This is a genomic window from Staphylococcus durrellii (assembly GCF_015594545.1).
Taxonomy (GTDB): Bacteria; Bacillota; Bacilli; order Staphylococcales; family Staphylococcaceae; genus Staphylococcus; species Staphylococcus durrellii.
Map to the genome: position 1 here is coordinate 1,364,529 of NZ_JADIIO010000001.1, position 17,941 is coordinate 1,382,469.

At 31.2% G+C, this 17,941-nt stretch carries 16 protein-coding genes; 14 read left to right on the top strand and 2 right to left on the bottom strand.

What is annotated here, in order from left to right:
* The first annotated feature begins 9 nt into the window (after positions 1-9).
* The 7 genes from ISP02_RS06680 to sucB all read left to right on the top strand — a co-directional run bounded on the left by ISP02_RS06680 (position 10) and on the right by sucB (position 9,080).
* Positions 10-519 (top strand): GNAT family N-acetyltransferase, encoded by a 510-nt coding sequence (locus ISP02_RS06680; protein ID WP_195720808.1) that lies wholly within the window; start codon positions 10-12, stop codon positions 517-519.
* 10 nt (positions 520-529) lie between these two features.
* Complete coding sequence (locus ISP02_RS06685) at positions 530-1,603, top strand: undecaprenyldiphospho-muramoylpentapeptide beta-N-acetylglucosaminyltransferase (RefSeq protein WP_195720809.1); 1,074 nt, start codon at positions 530-532, stop codon at positions 1,601-1,603.
* Between the two features lie 22 nt (positions 1,604-1,625).
* Positions 1,626-2,240, top strand: coding sequence for a phosphatase PAP2 family protein (locus ISP02_RS06690; RefSeq protein ID WP_195720810.1), 615 nt, complete (start codon positions 1,626-1,628; stop codon positions 2,238-2,240).
* Positions 2,241-2,709: 469 nt separating this feature from the next.
* On the top strand, positions 2,710-3,372 hold the full coding sequence (locus ISP02_RS06695) for a response regulator transcription factor (protein WP_195720811.1): 663 nt from the start codon (positions 2,710-2,712) through the stop codon (positions 3,370-3,372).
* Complete coding sequence (locus tag ISP02_RS06700; RefSeq protein WP_195720812.1) at positions 3,369-4,727, top strand: HAMP domain-containing sensor histidine kinase; 1,359 nt, start codon at positions 3,369-3,371, stop codon at positions 4,725-4,727. Before ISP02_RS06695 ends, ISP02_RS06700 begins: the two co-directional genes overlap by 4 nt.
* A 254-nt stretch (positions 4,728-4,981) precedes the next feature.
* Complete coding sequence (locus ISP02_RS06705) at positions 4,982-7,783, top strand: 2-oxoglutarate dehydrogenase E1 component (RefSeq protein WP_195720813.1); 2,802 nt, start codon at positions 4,982-4,984, stop codon at positions 7,781-7,783.
* Between the two features lie 13 nt (positions 7,784-7,796).
* Complete coding sequence (gene sucB, locus ISP02_RS06710; protein ID WP_195720814.1) at positions 7,797-9,080, top strand: dihydrolipoyllysine-residue succinyltransferase; 1,284 nt, start codon at positions 7,797-7,799, stop codon at positions 9,078-9,080.
* Positions 9,081-9,780: 700 nt separating this feature from the next.
* On the opposite strand, the gene ISP02_RS06715 is transcribed toward sucB, so the two are convergent.
* Positions 9,781-10,011, bottom strand: a complete 231-nt coding sequence (locus tag ISP02_RS06715) for a hypothetical protein (RefSeq protein ID WP_195720815.1) — start codon at positions 10,009-10,011, stop codon at positions 9,781-9,783.
* A 168-nt stretch (positions 10,012-10,179) separates the two neighbouring features.
* Between ISP02_RS06715 and ISP02_RS06720 the strand changes: the two genes are divergently transcribed.
* Positions 10,180-11,004, top strand: a complete 825-nt coding sequence (locus ISP02_RS06720) for an ATP-binding cassette domain-containing protein (protein ID WP_195720816.1) — start codon at positions 10,180-10,182, stop codon at positions 11,002-11,004.
* A complete protein-coding gene (locus ISP02_RS06725) occupies positions 10,998-11,702 on the top strand; it encodes a hypothetical protein (RefSeq protein ID WP_195720817.1) in 705 nt (234 codons plus the stop codon). Before ISP02_RS06720 ends, ISP02_RS06725 begins: the two co-directional genes overlap by 7 nt.
* A gap of 84 nt (positions 11,703-11,786) precedes the next feature.
* On the opposite strand, the gene ISP02_RS06730 is transcribed toward ISP02_RS06725, so the two are convergent.
* Entirely contained in the window at positions 11,787-11,987 is a 201-nt protein-coding gene (locus ISP02_RS06730) for a Mid2-like cell wall stress sensor domain protein (RefSeq protein WP_195720818.1), read from the bottom strand.
* Positions 11,988-12,193: 206 nt separating this feature from the next.
* Here ISP02_RS06730 and ISP02_RS06735 point away from each other — a divergent pair, with 206 nt between their 5' ends.
* The 5 genes from ISP02_RS06735 to brnQ3 all read left to right on the top strand — a co-directional run bounded on the left by ISP02_RS06735 (position 12,194) and on the right by brnQ3 (position 17,481).
* Positions 12,194-13,006: a VOC family protein gene (locus tag ISP02_RS06735; RefSeq protein ID WP_195720819.1), complete on the top strand. Its 813-nt coding sequence runs from the start codon at positions 12,194-12,196 to the stop codon at positions 13,004-13,006.
* A 15-nt stretch (positions 13,007-13,021) separates the two neighbouring features.
* Positions 13,022-13,225 carry a DUF6501 family protein gene (locus ISP02_RS06740; RefSeq protein ID WP_195720820.1) on the top strand — a complete coding sequence of 68 codons (204 nt, stop codon included), beginning with the start codon at positions 13,022-13,024 and terminating at the stop codon, positions 13,223-13,225.
* 110 nt (positions 13,226-13,335) lie between these two features.
* On the top strand, positions 13,336-14,127 hold the full coding sequence (locus ISP02_RS06745) for an ATP-binding protein (RefSeq protein ID WP_195720821.1): 792 nt from the start codon (positions 13,336-13,338) through the stop codon (positions 14,125-14,127).
* A gap of 12 nt (positions 14,128-14,139) precedes the next feature.
* On the top strand, positions 14,140-16,026 hold the full coding sequence (locus ISP02_RS06750) for a vWA domain-containing protein (RefSeq protein ID WP_195720822.1): 1,887 nt from the start codon (positions 14,140-14,142) through the stop codon (positions 16,024-16,026).
* A 111-nt stretch (positions 16,027-16,137) separates the two neighbouring features.
* Complete coding sequence (gene brnQ3, locus ISP02_RS06755; RefSeq protein WP_195720823.1) at positions 16,138-17,481, top strand: branched-chain amino acid-like transporter carrier protein BrnQ3; 1,344 nt, start codon at positions 16,138-16,140, stop codon at positions 17,479-17,481.
* The last annotated feature ends 460 nt before the right edge of the window (positions 17,482-17,941 follow it).

Consider the following 17,941-nt stretch of genomic DNA (forward strand, 5'->3'; position numbering starts at 1 on the left):
TGTATCAATATGATTAGAACTGCAACTAAACGTGACTTAGATAATGTTATGTTATTAGTAGAAAATGCTAAATCAGTAATGCAACAAGACAATAATAATCAGTGGGATGAGCATTATCCATTATCCGAACATTTTGTTGATGATATTCAAAATGAATCCTTATTTGTCCTTGAATCAAATGATGAAATATATGGCTTTATTGTAGTCGACCAAAATCAATCAGAGTGGTATGATAAAGTTGAATGGCCACTAGACAGAGAAAATGCATATGTTATACACAGATTGGCAAGCTCTCCTAATTATAAAGGCGCCGCAACTGAATTATTTAATTTCGCAGTCAATTTAGCTGAAAACCATGGCGTTCACATACTAATTACCGATACTTTCGCATTAAATTATCGTGCTCAAAGTTTATTTAAAAAGTTTGGTTTTAGTAAGGTGGGAGAAGCCGAAATGGATTATCATCCTTTCAATAAAGGCAAGCCATTTTATGCATACTATAAAAAATTAGAAGAATAGAGGTTGTATTATGTCAAAAATTGCATTTACCGGTGGCGGTACTGTTGGTCACGTATCAGTGAATTTAAGTTTAATTCCAACTGCAATCGAAAAAGGACACGAAGCCTTTTATATCGGTTCTAAAAACGGTATCGAAAAAGAAATGATAGCATCACAATTACCTAATATTACTTATCATAGTATTTCTAGCGGTAAGCTAAGACGTTATATCTCACTTGAAAATATTAAAGATATTTTCAAAGTGCTCAAAGGGATACTTGATGCTCGCAAAATTTTAAAAAAGGAAAAACCTGATTTATTATTTTCAAAAGGTGGATTTGTTTCGGTACCTGTTGTAATCGCTGCAAAATCACTTAAGATACCGACAATAATTCACGAGTCAGATTTAACACCAGGATTAGCGAACAAGATTGCTTTAAAATTCGCCATGAAAATTTATACAACGTTTGAAGATACGGTAAAATATTTACCTCAAGACAAAGCAGACTTCGTTGGTGCTACTGTTAGAGAAGATTTAAAAAGTGGCAATAAATCAAGAGGCTATCAATTAACTAACTTTTCAAAAGACAAAAAGGTATTACTTGTCATGGGTGGTAGTTTAGGTAGTAAAAAGTTAAATGAAATCGTCAGAGGTAATTTAGACGGATTATTAAAAACATATCAAATTATTCATTTAACTGGTAAAGGATTATTAGACAATACATTGCAAGAACGTCAAGGCTATAGTCAATTTGAATTCGTTAAAGATGATTTAACTGATTTATTAGCTATTACCGATACAGTTATTAGCCGCGCAGGTGCCAACGCTATTTATGAATTTTTAACTTTAAAAATTCCTATGTTATTAATACCACTTGGCTTAGATCAATCTCGCGGTGACCAAATTGACAATGCGAAAAACTTCGCTAAAAAAGAATTTGGTAGTTACATTTTGGAAGATGAATTAACAGAAGATAAATTGACTAAACAGTTGATAGACATCGAGAATAATAGGGACAAGATTATAGAGCAAATGAACTCATATAAAGAAAGTTACACAAGATATAACTTATTTGATAAAATTATCAAAGATGCATTGAAATAACTCAGAGGGAAGGTGTAAAGCAATGTCACGCTGGAAACGAATTTCATTACTTATCATATTTACATTAATATTTAGCGTGATTGCTTTTTTCCACGAATCACGATTGGGTAAATGGATTGATAACGAAGTATACGAATTTATTTACTCTTCTGAGAGTTTTATTACCACAACGGTATTGTTAGGTTTTACAAAAATAGGTGAAGTATGGGCAATGGCTTGTTTATCATTGTTATTAGTAGCATATTTAATGTTAAAACGCTATAACGTTGAAGCTCTATTTTTCGTTATCGTAATGAGTTTATCTAGTACGTTAAACCCTTTGTTAAAAAATATTTTCGATAGAGAACGACCAACACTATTACGTTTAATTGACATTTCCGGCTTCAGCTTCCCAAGTGGACATGCTATGGGGTCCACAGCTTTCTTCGGTAGTATTATATATATCACTAACCGCGTTATGAAAAATAAAGCAAAAGCATCTATGATAAGTATATGTGCTTTGTTTATTATTATGATTTCAATATCGCGTGTTTATCTCGGTGTACATTACCCAACTGACGTAATTGCAGGAATTTTTGGTGGCGCATTTTGTATTGTATTAAGCACTTTGTTTTTAAGACATAAACTTCAAATTTAATATTATTTTTTACTATCAACACGCAAGCGGGTTATTGAGAATCTGTTTGCGTTTTTTATTTATAGTACTCAGATGATGTTGTGAATTTTTGACAACAAAAAAACCGGTTTTACCGAAGTAAAACCGATTTAATATGTTACGTTGACTCGCAACGTTAGTCTTTTACGGGCATATAAAAGGGGATATTTCTGAAAATGATTATTCCTTCAAAGAACGAAATGTGTGGGGGGAATGTCTTTTTGGAATTGATAATCATTTTCAATTACATTATACAACATTGAGAATCATTGTCAATTAAATTTTGTAATTCTTTAAAACTTTTTAACTAAGTTAGAAATCGTTAGTACTTAAGATAAAATCACCATAATAAGTTACTTCAAATTAGAGGCATAAATTGGTAATATATGAGAGATATAAACTATTAATAATAAACGCTTTGCCTAATATTTAAAGATAAGGAGCTAAAAGCATGACTAAAATTTTAATCGTTGAAGATGAGCAAAATTTGGCGCGCTTCATAGAATTAGAACTACAACATGAAAACTACGATGTTGATATAGAATATGATGGCCAACAAGGTTTAGATAAAGCTTTAAGTAATACATATGATTTAATTTTATTAGATTTAATGTTACCTAGTATAAATGGATTAGAAATTTGTAGGCAAATAAGACAACAGCAAAATACGCCAATTATTATTATTACCGCTAAAAGCGATACCTATGATAAAGTAGCTGGGTTAGATTATGGGGCTGACGATTATATCGTAAAACCATTCGATATTGAAGAATTACTTGCTCGCATCCGTGCAATGTTAAGACGACAGCCTAAAAAAAATGAGATTAATATTAATGGTTTAGTTATTAATAAAGATGCCTTTAAGGTAACAGTTAATGGTGAGTCTTTAGGTTTAACTAAAACTGAATATGATTTATTACTCTTATTAGGAAATAATATTAATCATGTGATGCAGCGTGAACAAATATTAGACGATGTATGGGGATATGATAGTGAAGTTGAAACGAATGTAGTAGATGTGTACATTCGTTATCTTCGTAATAAACTAAAACCGTATGGTATGGATAATTATATTGAAACTGTAAGGGGCGTAGGTTACGTGATTAGAAGATGACAAAAAGAAGACTTAAGACTCAATGGATGATTATTACGACTACGATAACGTTTTCTACTATACTAATTTTCAGCATTATTATTATTTTTTATGTAAGCAATGCATTAAGACAGAATGAAATTGCAGAAGCTGAACGCAGTTCTAATGACATCAATAATTTGTTTGAAACTAAACCTATAGATCATATATCTTCATTAGATTTAAATGCTTCATTAGGCAACTATCAAAAGGTTATGTTATACAATAATAAAGAAAAATTAAAACTCGAAACTTCTAATGATAATTCAATAACATTTTCACCGAAATTGGATATTCATAACTTCCATCATAATGAAATAAAGTCCGATCATGGCGTCAACTACTTGGTTGTTACTAATAAAATTGAATCGCGTAGTTTTAACGGATATAGCGTTATTGTACATTCATTAAAAAATTACAATACCTTGGTAAATTCGTTGTATTTCTTTGCGCTAACATTTGGAATTATCGCTACGGTTTTAACAGCAATGATTAGTTATATAGTATCCTCTCAAATAACTAAACCATTAATTACTATGTCTAATAAAATGAGACAAATACGTCGAGATGGATTTCAAGAAAAATTAGAATTACCTACTAACTATGAAGAAACAGATCATCTGATAGATACTTTTAATGGAATGATGGCACAATTAGAAGAATCATTTAATCAACAACGCCAATTCGTAGAAGACGCATCACATGAATTAAGGACACCATTGCAAATCATTCAAGGACATCTAAATTTGATTCAAAGATGGGGTAAAAAAGATCCAGCAATATTAGAAGAGTCTCTAGATATCTCACTAGAAGAAATGTCCCGAATAACTAAATTAGTAGAAGAATTATTATTATTAACTAAAGAAGGCAATACTATAAATGATCGAGAAATAGAAAGTGTAAATATCAATAAAGAAGTTAGTGCAAGAATAAAATCGATGGAACACTTACATCCAGATTATACTTTCAAATTTGAACCTTATGATAAGCCATTAAATATTAAAATTAATCGTTACCAATTTGAACAAATATTAATAATTTTTATTGATAACGCGATTAAATATGATCAAAAAAATAAATTTATTCAAATTCAAACTAATTTAAAAAACAAACAAATATCTATCGAAGTTACCGATCATGGTATGGGCATACCAAAAGAAGATATTGAATTTATTTTCGACCGGTTTTATAGAGTAGATAAATCTCGCTCTCGCAATCTAGGCGGCAATGGCTTAGGTTTATCAATTGCTAAAAAAATAATTGAATATTATAACGGTACAATACAAGTAGACAGTGAAGTAGGGAAATACACTACTTTCAAAATCACTTTTAGTTAAAATACTGATTAATACAATCAAAGTATAGCAACACGAGCCGAATCATTATTTTTACTGTATAGTACATAACAAGTTAAATAAACCATTATTTCTTAATATGTAATGGTTTATTTTTTTTGATAATTTGATAGGCGTTATAAAATAATATCAAAAACTATTTTTTATATTTTACAAGCTTTTGATGCTTTTATTTCAATAGATTTAATGCTATTATTGGTTTGTAAGCGTTTCAACTATTTTGTGGAGGGTGTAAAATGAGCAACGAAAGACAGGTTTCCGAGGCACCTGTAAATTTCGGGACAAATCTTGGTTATATCCTAGATTTGTACGACATCTATTTAGAAGATCCATCTGCAGTTCCTGAAGATTTGCAAGTCCTTTTCAGTACAATTAAAAACGGTGAAGCAGACATCGTAACGAAAGCAAGCGCCGACAGTGGCGTTGCAAAAGGTGATAGCACGATAAAACGTGTTATGAGATTAATTGATAACATTCGTCAATACGGGCATTTATTGGCTGATATTTATCCCGTTAATCGTCCTGAACGAAAACATGTACCAAAGCTAAATATAGAAGATTTTAATTTAGATCAAGAGACATTAGAATCTATCTCGGCTGGTATTGTTTCAGATCATTTCAAAGATATTTATGATAATGCATACGAAGCAATTGATCGTATGGAAAGACGCTATAAAGGCCCAATAGCTTTTGAATACACACATATTAATAACAACAAAGAACGTGTTTGGTTAAAGCGTCGTATAGAGACACCTTATAAAGCCACACTAAATGAAAATCAAAAAATTGAATTATTCAAAAATCTTGCGCACGTTGAAGGTTTTGAAAAATATTTACACAAAAACTTTGTAGGTGCTAAACGTTTTTCTATTGAGGGCGTTGATACACTTGTACCTATGTTACAACAAACTTTAAGATTAGCTGGCGATGAAGGCATTCAAAATATTCAAATTGGTATGGCACACCGTGGTAGATTAAACGTGCTAACCCATGTGTTAGAAAAGCCATATGAAATGATGATATCCGAATTTATGCACACTGATCCCATGAAGTTTTTACCTGAAGATGGTAGCTTGCAACTAACTAATGGCTGGTCTGGAGATGTTAAATACCATTTAGGTGGTGTTAAAACTACAGACACATACGGTTTAGAACAGCGTATTTCATTAGCAAATAACCCAAGTCATTTAGAGATTGTTGCGCCTGTTGTATTAGGTAAGACAAGAGCGAGTCAAGATGACACAGAACATGCGGGCTCTGTTACAACAGATTTCCACAATGCGATGCCGATTCTTATCCATGGTGATGCTGCGTACCCTGGTCAAGGTATTAACTTTGAAGCAATGAACCTTGGTGGTTTAGAAGGGTACTCTACAGGCGGCACATTGCATATTATTACGAATAATCGCATTGGTTTTACTACTGAACCGGAAGATGGACGTTCAACAACTTACTCTTCAGACATTGCTAAAGGTTATGATGTGCCAATCATGCATGTTAATGCTGACAATGTAGAAGCAACTATTGAAGCAATTGAAATTGCCATGGCATTTAGAAAAGAGTTCCATAAAGATGTAGTTATAGACTTAGTCGGTTACCGTCGCTATGGTCATAATGAAATGGATGAACCTTCAATTACAAATCCAATACAATATCAAGAAATTCGCAAGCATGATTCAGTAGAGTTATTGTATGGTAAAAAATTAGTTGAAGATAATATTTTATCTGAGGAACAAATGAATTCAATAATTGATGAAGTTCAAAAAACTTTACGTTCAGCTCATGATAAAATTAATAAAAGTGATAAAATGGACAATCCTGATATGCAACGTCCTGAAAGCTTGCAGGATCCATTGCGTGGTGATGACAAAGAATTCAGCTACGATCATTTAAAAGAAATTAATGATGCAATGTTAAATTATCCATCTGATTTCAATGTAATGAAAAAATTAAATAAAGTGCTAGAAAAACGTAGAGAGCCATTTGAATCTGAAGAAGGTTTAGTAGACTGGGCACAAGCTGAACAATTAGCTTTTGCTACAATTACACAAGATGGTAAACCGGTACGATTAACTGGACAAGACAGTGAACGCGGCACATTTAGTCATCGTCATGCTGTATTACATGACCCTGAAAGTGGTGCAACATTTACACCTTTACACCATGTGCCAGATCAAAAAGCAACTTTTGAAGTATATAATTCACCACTCTCAGAAGCTGCTGTCGTTGGATTTGAATATGGTTACAATGTACAAAACAAAGATTGTATGACTATTTGGGAAGCACAATACGGTGACTTTTCAAATATGGCACAAATGATTTTTGACAACTTTTTATTTAGTTCCCGAGCTAAATGGGGAGAAAGATCAGGTTTAACACTATTCTTACCTCATTCTTTTGAAGGTCAGGGGCCTGAACACTCTTCAGCGAGATTAGAAAGATTTTTACAACTTGCTGGTGAAAACAATATGACTGTTGTTAATTTATCTAGTGCTAGTAACTATTTCCATTTATTAAGGTTACAAGCAGCTAATTTAGGTACACAATCTATGAGACCACTTGTAGTTATGTCACCTAAAAGTTTATTACGTAACAAAACTGTAGCTGACCCAATTTCAAAATTCACTTCTGGAAAATTCGAACCAATCTTACCAGAAGAACATGATAAATCAGCTGTTAAAAAAGTTATTTTAGCATCTGGTAAAATGTTTGTTGATTTGAAAGAGTATTTGGCTAATAATCCAAACGAATCCATTTTAATCGTTGCAGTAGAAAGACTATATCCTTTCCCTGCTTCAGAAATTGAAGCGTTATTAAACGATTTACCAAACTTAGAAAATGTCGCTTGGGTACAAGAAGAGCCGAAAAACCAAGGCTCATGGTCATTTGTTTATCCTTACTTAAAAGAGTTAACTATCGATAAATATGATTTAAGCTATCATGGCCGAATTCAACGTTCAGCTCCAGCTGAAGGTGACGGAGAAATTCATAAACTCGTACAAAATATGATATTAGAACAAAGCACAAATAATAACTAGGGGGAAGTTAGGCATGCCAGAGGTAAAAGTTCCAGAATTAGCAGAATCAATCACAGAAGGTACCATTGCAGAATGGCTAAAACAAGTAGGAGATAGCGTAGATAAAGGTGAAGCTATCTTAGAATTAGAAACTGATAAAGTAAACGTAGAAGTAGTTTCAGAAGAGGCGGGCGTACTTCAAGAAACACTTGCTAACGAGGGTGATACTGTTGAGGTAGGTCAAGCAGTTGCTGTTGTAGGAGAAGGCGAACCTTCAAACAGTGGTAGTAGCGACGCTCAAGGCTCCTCAGATAAAGAAGCAAGTGCATCTTCAGATGACAAAGCTGAAGCTTCTAACGATCAACAACCTGCAAGTTCTGAAGCATCAGAAAGCAGTAGTAGTGACAATGGTCAACGCGTAAATGCGACACCATCTGCTAGAAAATATGCACGTGAAAAAGGTATTGATTTAAACGATGTTGCTTCTAATTCAGGCGATGTTTTGAGAAAAGAACACATCGAACAAAGTCAAAATAAGCAACCTTCTTCAAACAATGCTTCAGATTCTAATAAAAAAGAAGAAGCAAAAGCACCAACTAATCAAAATCCATCAAAACCAGTTAAACGAGAAAAAATGTCTCGTCGTAAAAAAACAGCTTCTAAAAAACTGTTGGAAGTTTCAAATAACACTGCAATGTTAACGACATTCAATGAAATTGACATGACAAACGTTATGAACTTACGTAAACGTAAAAAAGATCAATTTATTAAGGATCATGATGGTACAAAACTTGGCTTTATGTCATTCTTCACAAAAGCAGCTGTCGCAGCATTAAAAAAATATCCAGAAGTTAACGCCGAAATTGATGGCGATGACATGATTACGAAAGAGTTCTATGATATAGGTGTTGCAGTTTCAACTGATGACGGTTTATTAGTTCCTTTCGTTAGAGATTGTGATAAGAAAAACTTTGCAGAAATCGAAGCAGAAATTGCTAACTTAGCAGTTAAAGCTCGTGACAAAAAATTAGGATTAGATGATATGGTTAACGGATCGTTCACGATTACTAATGGTGGTATCTTTGGTTCAATGATGTCCACACCAATTATCAATGGTAGTCAAGCAGCAATCCTAGGCATGCACTCTATCATCACACGTCCAATTGCAATTGATGCTGACACAATCGAAAATCGTCCTATGATGTACATCGCGTTAAGTTATGACCATAGAATTATCGATGGTAAAGAAGCAGTAGGATTCTTAAAAACAATTAAAGACTTAATTGAAAATCCAGAAGATTTATTATTAGAATCTTAATCCACAATACAAAATAGTTTATTAATCGAAAATACAACGACGTTTAACGTCGTTGTATTTTTATTTAAGTATAACTTTATGGTACATAGCTCTAATATTTACTCACAGTATGATTACCTTAATTAAAGATCTTAATATAGTAGTTAGGATTTAAATTGATATAAATAAAATATAAGAATATTGAAGTGGATTTTCATTAATAAAAAAGGGATTTTACGATGAACGAAATAAAAGTTGTTTATGGCTTAGTTAAAAATTAAAAGATGAAATATTATCAATCTAATATTATAGAGTTATTTAATTATAAAGCTGAATACTTTTATGAAGGTGAATTCGTAATATAATTCTTAGTCTTCAAGAATTTTGTAATTAAAATGACCGAGTTTATAAATTACAAATTTTTAAGATCTTCATGATATATCTAAGCTAATGTGCAAAGAATTTATCCATACTAGAAATTTTACATTAACTCATGGCCATTAAATTTAATGGCATTTAATTTATGCAATATTAATGCGCTGATTCCCGAGGAAACAATACGAGTTGAAGACCTTAAAATTTCTCGCAGATTTATCTGTGCAGAATTTCTGGCTGAAACTGTATCCTGGAAAAGCATGCGCATAAAAAACTGCCCACAAAGTTAGATACCCTGTCGACAGTCTGAGGCAACGAGTTCAATGATTTACCTGCCTTTTTTATATTATCCAATAAAAATTAAGATGATGCCTGCAATTAACAATATAATAGAAATTAGCTTTTTACTTCTTTGCACTAAATCACTTAATAATACTAAGGCGATACCAACAACTAACAATTGATTATTAAATGTTGTTACCCCCATAAAATCACCGATCATCATAATAACACCGTAGACTAATACACCGACTAGTAATACAGTACATACTATTGATAAAACCTTTGCGAACTTCATAGTAAAACTCCTTAATAATAATAAAAATAAATACTGTTATTTATAAACTATATTATAACTTAATCGTCATCAATACTTCTAATTATTAGATTAACGATTGGAACGTGATCAATTGTTCGATATACTCAATATATAAATACGATAAAACGATTATAGAGAAGGTTTAACATGACTCATTATATAATTGAACTTCAGAACGTCTGTAAAACACTCAATCACAAAAATATACTTAATAATTTTTCGGTGAAAATACCACCAAAATCAGTAACGTACATACAAGGAACCAATGGTATTGGTAAAAGTATTACATTAAAAATAATGTCTCAATTAATTAAACCCAGTAAAGGAAAACTTATACTAAACGGTTCTGTAAGTTATATGCCAGATGTCTTTCCTGGTAATAATAAAGTTACAGTTGATGAATATTTGACTACTGTCTTCAAAATCGAAAATTCTAGAAACGTTAAAAATATAAAAAAAATATTAAATTATTATTATGATGAATTAAACTTAAATCAATTTAAAAATAAAGAATTAAAGCAGCTATCAAAAGGGACATTACAAAAAGTAAATATAATTCAAACTTTATTAAAAGATGCTGATATTTATATTTTGGATGAACCATTTAATGGATTAGACCAGCAAACTCTAAATAACTTTATTCATATACTTAAAAAATTAAAGACAAATAAAACTCTAATATTAACTTCCCATGAACATAAAATTTCACAAGCATTAGCAACACATATATTAGACTTAAATAATGCAACATACATAACGAATAGCATACTCTCGGAATTAACAGTTAAATACATAGTGATACCCTATACATCGTATTTGCCTAAAGAAACATTACAATACATTGATGTTAATCAAACAAATCAAAATAAAACGATACTTACTGTTAAAAGTGAATATAGTAATACATTATTACAACTATTAATACAAAATAACCACACAATACTAGAAGTTAAGGAAGAAATCTTATGTTAAAAGCTTTTTTATCATATCAAAACAAGAAATTTTTACGTTCTTTTCAATATATAGCTCCCACAATTTGTTATGTGCTTTGGTTAACGGTTAATTATATGTATCGCAATTTGTCAATTTTACCAAGTTATGCAATTAGTATGATTATCTTAATGCCAATTATGACCTGGATTACTATAGTCTGTTTTAATAAAGATTCAATAAATGAACGTTATTTATTTCAAATTCATTTAACTTCAAAAATAAGATATATACTGTTTAAAAGTGTTTATTTACTACTATTTAGTTTAATATTTGTCATCATTTCTATAATTTTACCAATTATTTTAGGTTCATTTATACATAAAATAACTGTTACTACAATCGTAATTAGTTTTTTAGTACATATTTGGGCAGCTGTCTTTGGTATTTTGATAGGTCTGATAGTACAAAATTGGTTTTTAATTGGTAAAAAATATGCATGGCTCATAACTATTTTTATATTATTAATTACCATGCTTAAAACTACTTTAACAGAAAAAATTTTAGCACTTAAATGGGTCTTATGGATTTTCCCACCTCTCAATAGCTTTATGAAACAACTAAATAATGACACTTTAAATTTATTCGAGCCACATTTTATATTATTGAATATATATTGTTGTGTATATACTTTAATAGCAACTTTAGTCATTGTAATCATTTATAAAAAGAACGGATAATATTGTTGTTAAGTGATTACAAAAAGGAGAACTGAATTAATTCAGTTCTCCTTTTATTAGCATCACTCGACATAACAAAATTTATTATGAATTCGCATATACAATAATTTCAATAACCGCAATAACTAAAAATACGACAAAAACAATGCCATAAATTTTATTGTTAGAAGCTTCATTAGCATTATTTGTACGTTTTTGAGACTTGCTTGTGATATTCGTTAATACTGTTATTAGTGAGTAAACAGCAATTAAAACCGTTATACCGAAAATAACCCAAAAGCCCATACTAAAACCTCCCTAAACTTATAAAATATACAATTATAAGATTTTTCTAATTAATCTATAACTTTATTTTAATACAATTATACTATATAGCCAATTTGTTTATTTATATTTTAAAAGAACTACAATCAATAAACACTTGGCCGTATAAATCAGTATTAAAATGCGTTATAATAAAATGAAAACAATTGTATAGAGGTGTCTTATTAATGAATGGTCTAAGAAGTGTTACTACAGGTACAAATGATTTACAAAAAACCAAAACATTATTTAGCGATATACTTGGCCTTAGCGTAGAAGAGAAAAATGGCGCATTAAGATTTGGTGATGCTGAACTAAATTCAGGTACACGCATACACTTTGTAGAAATTCCTAACTATCATTGCACAAACAATCATATTGATAGTATTGGTTTACGTATACCTACAGATGAAGGCATTGCAGAATATCAATCAGTTTTAGAAAATGCCAACATTGATTATAGTGCTACGACAGATTTAAACGGACACCAATATTTTCAATTTAAAGACCATAATGGTCAAACATTTGATATTTATTCAAATGAACATAACACTGGCACGCCATTAGGTATGCCAACATTTGATAGCGTTGTAAATCCATTACATCAAATTCAAGGCTTGGGTCCTGTTATTTTAAAAGTAAATGAACTAGTCTTAACTCAATCTATTCTCACTAAGGTTTTTAATTTAGAACATTTTGCCGAGTATTTACCATACGATGAAGCACCACAAAAAATTCAAGTTTTTAAAATTGGTGATGGTGGATTAGGTGGAGAATTGCATTTGTATTCTGCCGAAGATGAAGTTAAAATGCCCGAACACGGTATCGTAGAACAAGTCGAGTTTGCAACCGAGTCTCCAGAAATATATCAAAATGCGATACAACAATTAGAAATTATTGGCATCCCATATCAAACTTTAGATCAAGGCGAATCGAAATCGTTAAGGATATCTGAAAATAGTGGTATTACGTTTATTTTAACGCTAGAAAATATTAAATAACGAAAGGATTTTATTATGTTACACGAAACTTGGAAAGACAATACACCTATAAAAACTGTTGAGGTTGTTCATACAGATGCACAAAAATTTAAAGTTTCTGATATGTTAACGATTGGAAAACAATATGATGTCATTAATGAAACTGAAGAATATTATCAAATCATCGATAACTCAGGACTTGTCGGCGGTTATTACAAAGAATATTTTAAAGAAGTATAATCTCATTACTAGAAGTTTATAAATTTATACAGACTAGGGCAGAACTTTAACAACATTTGCCCCAGTCTATTTTTAATTTACAAAGCTATTTATGAAAGGAAGAACACAACATGACAAATATGCAATATATTAATGCTGATGAAAGTGTATATAATGACGCATTATCTTTATTAAAATTAAATAAAAATTTATTATTAAAAGGACCAACTGGGTCAGGTAAAACAAAATTAGCCGAAACTTTGAGTGATGCGTTACAAAAACCAATGTATCAAGTTAATTGTTCCGTCGATTTAGATGCTGAAAGTTTATTAGGTTTCAAAACGATACAAACCAATGATAGTGGTCAACAAGAAATAGTTTTTATTGATGGACCAGTGATCAAAGCAATGAAAGAAGGTCATATCTTATATATTGATGAGATAAATATGGCCAAGCCTGAAACCTTACCCGTGTTAAATGGTGTACTAGATTATAGACGCAAATTAACAAACCCATTTACTGGCGAAGTAATTAATGCCGCTCCTGGATTCAATGTTATAGCTGCAATCAATGAAGGGTATATTGGTACATTGCCAATGAACGAAGCATTAAAAAACCGTTTTGTTGTCATTCAAGTTGATTATATCGATGGTAAAATCTTAGGCGACGTCATTAGACAACAGAGTCAACTAACAGATGAAAAATTAATTGCTCAAATAATTAAATTTAACGAAGATTTACGTACGATGACAAAACAGGGTCAAATTTCAGAAGAAGCTGCCAGCATCAGAGCATTAATCGATTTAAGTGACTTAGCTACAGTTATGCCTATTAAAAGGGCAATTAAGCGTACAATAATTGATAAATTAGAAGATGAGCGAGAACAACAAGCTATTATCAATGCTGTAGAATTAAATTTTTAGTGAGGGATAAAAATGAGCGAGCGTTTTATTAAATTTAACGATGAACAATTAGACGCAAAACAAGTCATGATGCTTCAAGACTTGGCACGTTTGCTACTTAAAAGCGAACAGACGCAAGTTAAAATACAAAAGTTCCCTTATTATGATCCACAAAATGACACATTAATTACGAGTTCATTTTGGTCACATAGACCGAAACATATTGAAACTACTGGTTTAAAAACTGATGTCATTTTAGCTGCATACGGTTATCAGCTTATGGATATTGGTGTAGTCAATGACGTCATACGTGATAATACTTTTACGCATTCTAAATTTTACCAACAATTATTTAAATTGTTAGAAGATAAACGCGTATTAAATGAAATAATTAAGCAACGACCAACTACTGAAAAAGCACTGTCACTGAGAACTGAAATTCGTACTAATTATATAAAATCCCAAATCAACGTGTATAAAACAAAAACAACGTATACTGACTTATTATTTTTACATCTTGCTTATTCTATACTTACAGAGAATTTTTACGATATACCTCAAATTCATTCATCAATTGATGATATTTTACTGAATATGTATCAATATTTGCCAAATGTATTTAACTGTGCCAGTTCTGAAGACAATCAATTTTTAGCACAACGAATTATGTTCCAAATCGATGATATTTTAAAAGAAGATATGCTTAATGAATATTATCATTTACCTAAACAAGTATACGCAACGATGGAAACAATGTCCTTCGAAAAGTTGAAAAGAACTGATGCAAGCAATGTAGACGGGCAAAGTAAAGAAAGTGATGAAGAACCAGAAAGTGAAGAAATAGAAACTAAAGCTGCAGACAGCCAATCTTCAGGCGGTGCTTATTTAGAAATGGAACTGCATGAAGGTGAAAATAGCGATACAGTTAGCGACAACGATACTGACCGCGAAGGTGATGCCAGCGATGATATGACAGAAATGCAAACTAAAAAGGGTAAAGGTTCCAATAATACGATAGATAATACAGAAGGTGATGCGATAGGCGCTAATAGTCCCTTTACGTTAACTGGTATTAATGAGAATGTAGGCATTGATTGGCGTATTCCTGATATTCAACCTGAATATATTAAGGCTTATCATGATGTAGAACAATCAGTAAGTGTTGAAACGAAAGATTTAATTCAAATCATTAAAAAAGCGATTGATCGTGAATATATTGATGAACGTAACAATTTAACTAAAGGACGCTTACAAAAGAATTTATTAAATTGGTTTATCGATGATCAATATAAATTATTTTACAAAAAACAAGATTTAAGTCAGACATTTGATGCTACTTTTACGTTACTCATTGATGCATCTGCCAGTATGCAAGACAAAATGGAAGAAACAAAAAAGGGCGTCGTACTATTCCATGAAACTTTGAAATCATTAAATGTTAAACACGAAATCTTAGCGTTTAACGAAGATGCATTTGAAGCTGATGATAAAAACCAACCAAACATAATCGATGAAATCATTCACTACGATAAATCAATCTATGTGAATGATGGACCAAGAATAATGGCTTTAGAACCTCAAGATGACAATAGAGATGGAGTAGCAATCAGAATAGGAAGTGAACGTTTATTACAGCGGTCACACAAACAAAAATTCTTAATTGTCTTTTCTGATGGTGAGCCTTCAGCTTATAATTATAGCCAAGATGGCATTTTAGATACTTATGAAGCAGTAGAGACTGCAAGAAAAATGGGTATCGAAGTATTTAATGTTTTTTTAAGTCAAGAACCAATAACTGAAGATATAGAGCAAACCATTCATAATATATATGGTCAATATTCAATTTTTGTAGAAGGTGTTGAACATCTACCAAGCCATCTTTCGCCATTGCTAAAAAAGCTATTATTAAAATCATTTTAATTATCTTTAGTGATAATTAAAAATATTCTGACAGTTATATAGACTAAACCTCTCAAACCATGATAGAATAATGAATATTATATTTTTGGATAAATTGAAGGAGTATTAATTATGAACAAAAATACATGGATTATAGGTTTCACGTTATTTGCAATGTTCTTTGGTGCGGGTAACCTTATTTTCCCACCAAGCTTAGGTTTGGATAGCGGCCATTTCTTTTGGCCATCAATCTTAGCATTTTCGTTAACTGGTATTGGATTACCATTATTGGGAGTAATTATAGGAGCAGTAGACAAACAAGGTTATATCGGTTCTTTAAATAAAATTTCGCCTAAATTTTCAATAATATTTTTAATTGTCATTTACTTAACAATTGGGCCTTTATTTGCAATACCTCGTACTGCATCTACATCCTTTGAAATGACAGTAACACCAATTGCACACACGAGTGGAAATATATCATTATTTATTTTCACTGCTATATACTTTTTAATCGTATTATATTTATGTATCAACCCATCTAAAATGGTTGATCGTGTAGGATCTTTATTAACACCATTATTATTATTAACAATTTTAGCTATGATCATTAAAGGCTTTGTAGATTTTGGTGGTAACAGTGCAAGTAAGGCTTCTGAAGCTTATACTTCAAACTTAGCTGGTTTCTCACAAGGTTTTACTAACGGTTATCTAACGATGGATGCAATAGCAGCTATCGCATTTTCAATGATTGTTGTAAACGCAGTTAAAGCTACCGGCGTTGTACATGCTAATAAGATTTTAAAACAAACAATTATGGCAGGGGTTATTGCTGCAGTTGCATTATTATTTATTTACATTTCACTAGGTTTTATAGGTAACCATATGGATGTATCACAAGCTAAATTAAATAGTTTAGCTGCCAAAGATCAAAACATCGGTACATACTTATTAACAACAATTGCAAGTACGGGTTACGGCATATTTGGTAAATACTTATTAGGGATTATTGTAGCACTTGCATGTTTAACAACAGCATGTGGTTTAATCGTCTCAGTTTCAGAATATTTCAATCGTATTTTACCTAAAATTCCGTACAAAGTATACGTTATTATTTTTACAATTATTAGTTTTATTTTAGCAAATCAAGGATTGAACTCAGTAATTAAGATGTCGGTACCTGTATTGAGTGTAGTATACCCAATTGCAATTACTTCTGTATTATTAATCTTACTTGCTAGATTATTCCCAACTAAACCCATTGCTCAACGTATTCCCGTTGCAGTAGTTTCAATTGTAGCTATTTTAAGTATTATAGATAGTCAAGGTTGGATTAAGATGAGTTTTATTCAAGCACTACCTTTAAAACAATATTCATTAGAATGGTTTCCAGTTGCAGTAGTGTTTACAATCATTGGTTATATTGTTTCAATATTTGTTAAAAATGAAAAACCTATCGTCTATGAAAAAGAATAATAATTTACAACAATGAGATATAAACATCTATAAGAACTACAAGAAAAGCCTGAGACATATATAACTCTGACTAAAGTAAAACGTCAATTTCTATTAAAATAATATAGAAATTGACGTTTTCTTTTTTATAAAATTTCATTGCACATTAAGCTAATATTTTTCTTATAGTTAGTATCATTAAGGGAATAACAATTCCAAGTTAGTCCTTATTTATTCTTCTAGCTGACCTTCGAATAAAACCAAAAATCACTTTAAAAGGAAGTGTAAGTTGAGTTATAAATTTAAGGTAGGTAGGGGGGGGCTTCTAGCAGTACCTGTGGTAGGTAAAGCAATCAAAGTATTCTAATATTTATGGCGAGATGACTGAAGAAACAGTAGTTACCAAAGACTAAAGAGTAAGGCCGTTTCTAGCCAAGCGAGTTATAGCACACAGTATCACTATACAAAAGCCATACAATGT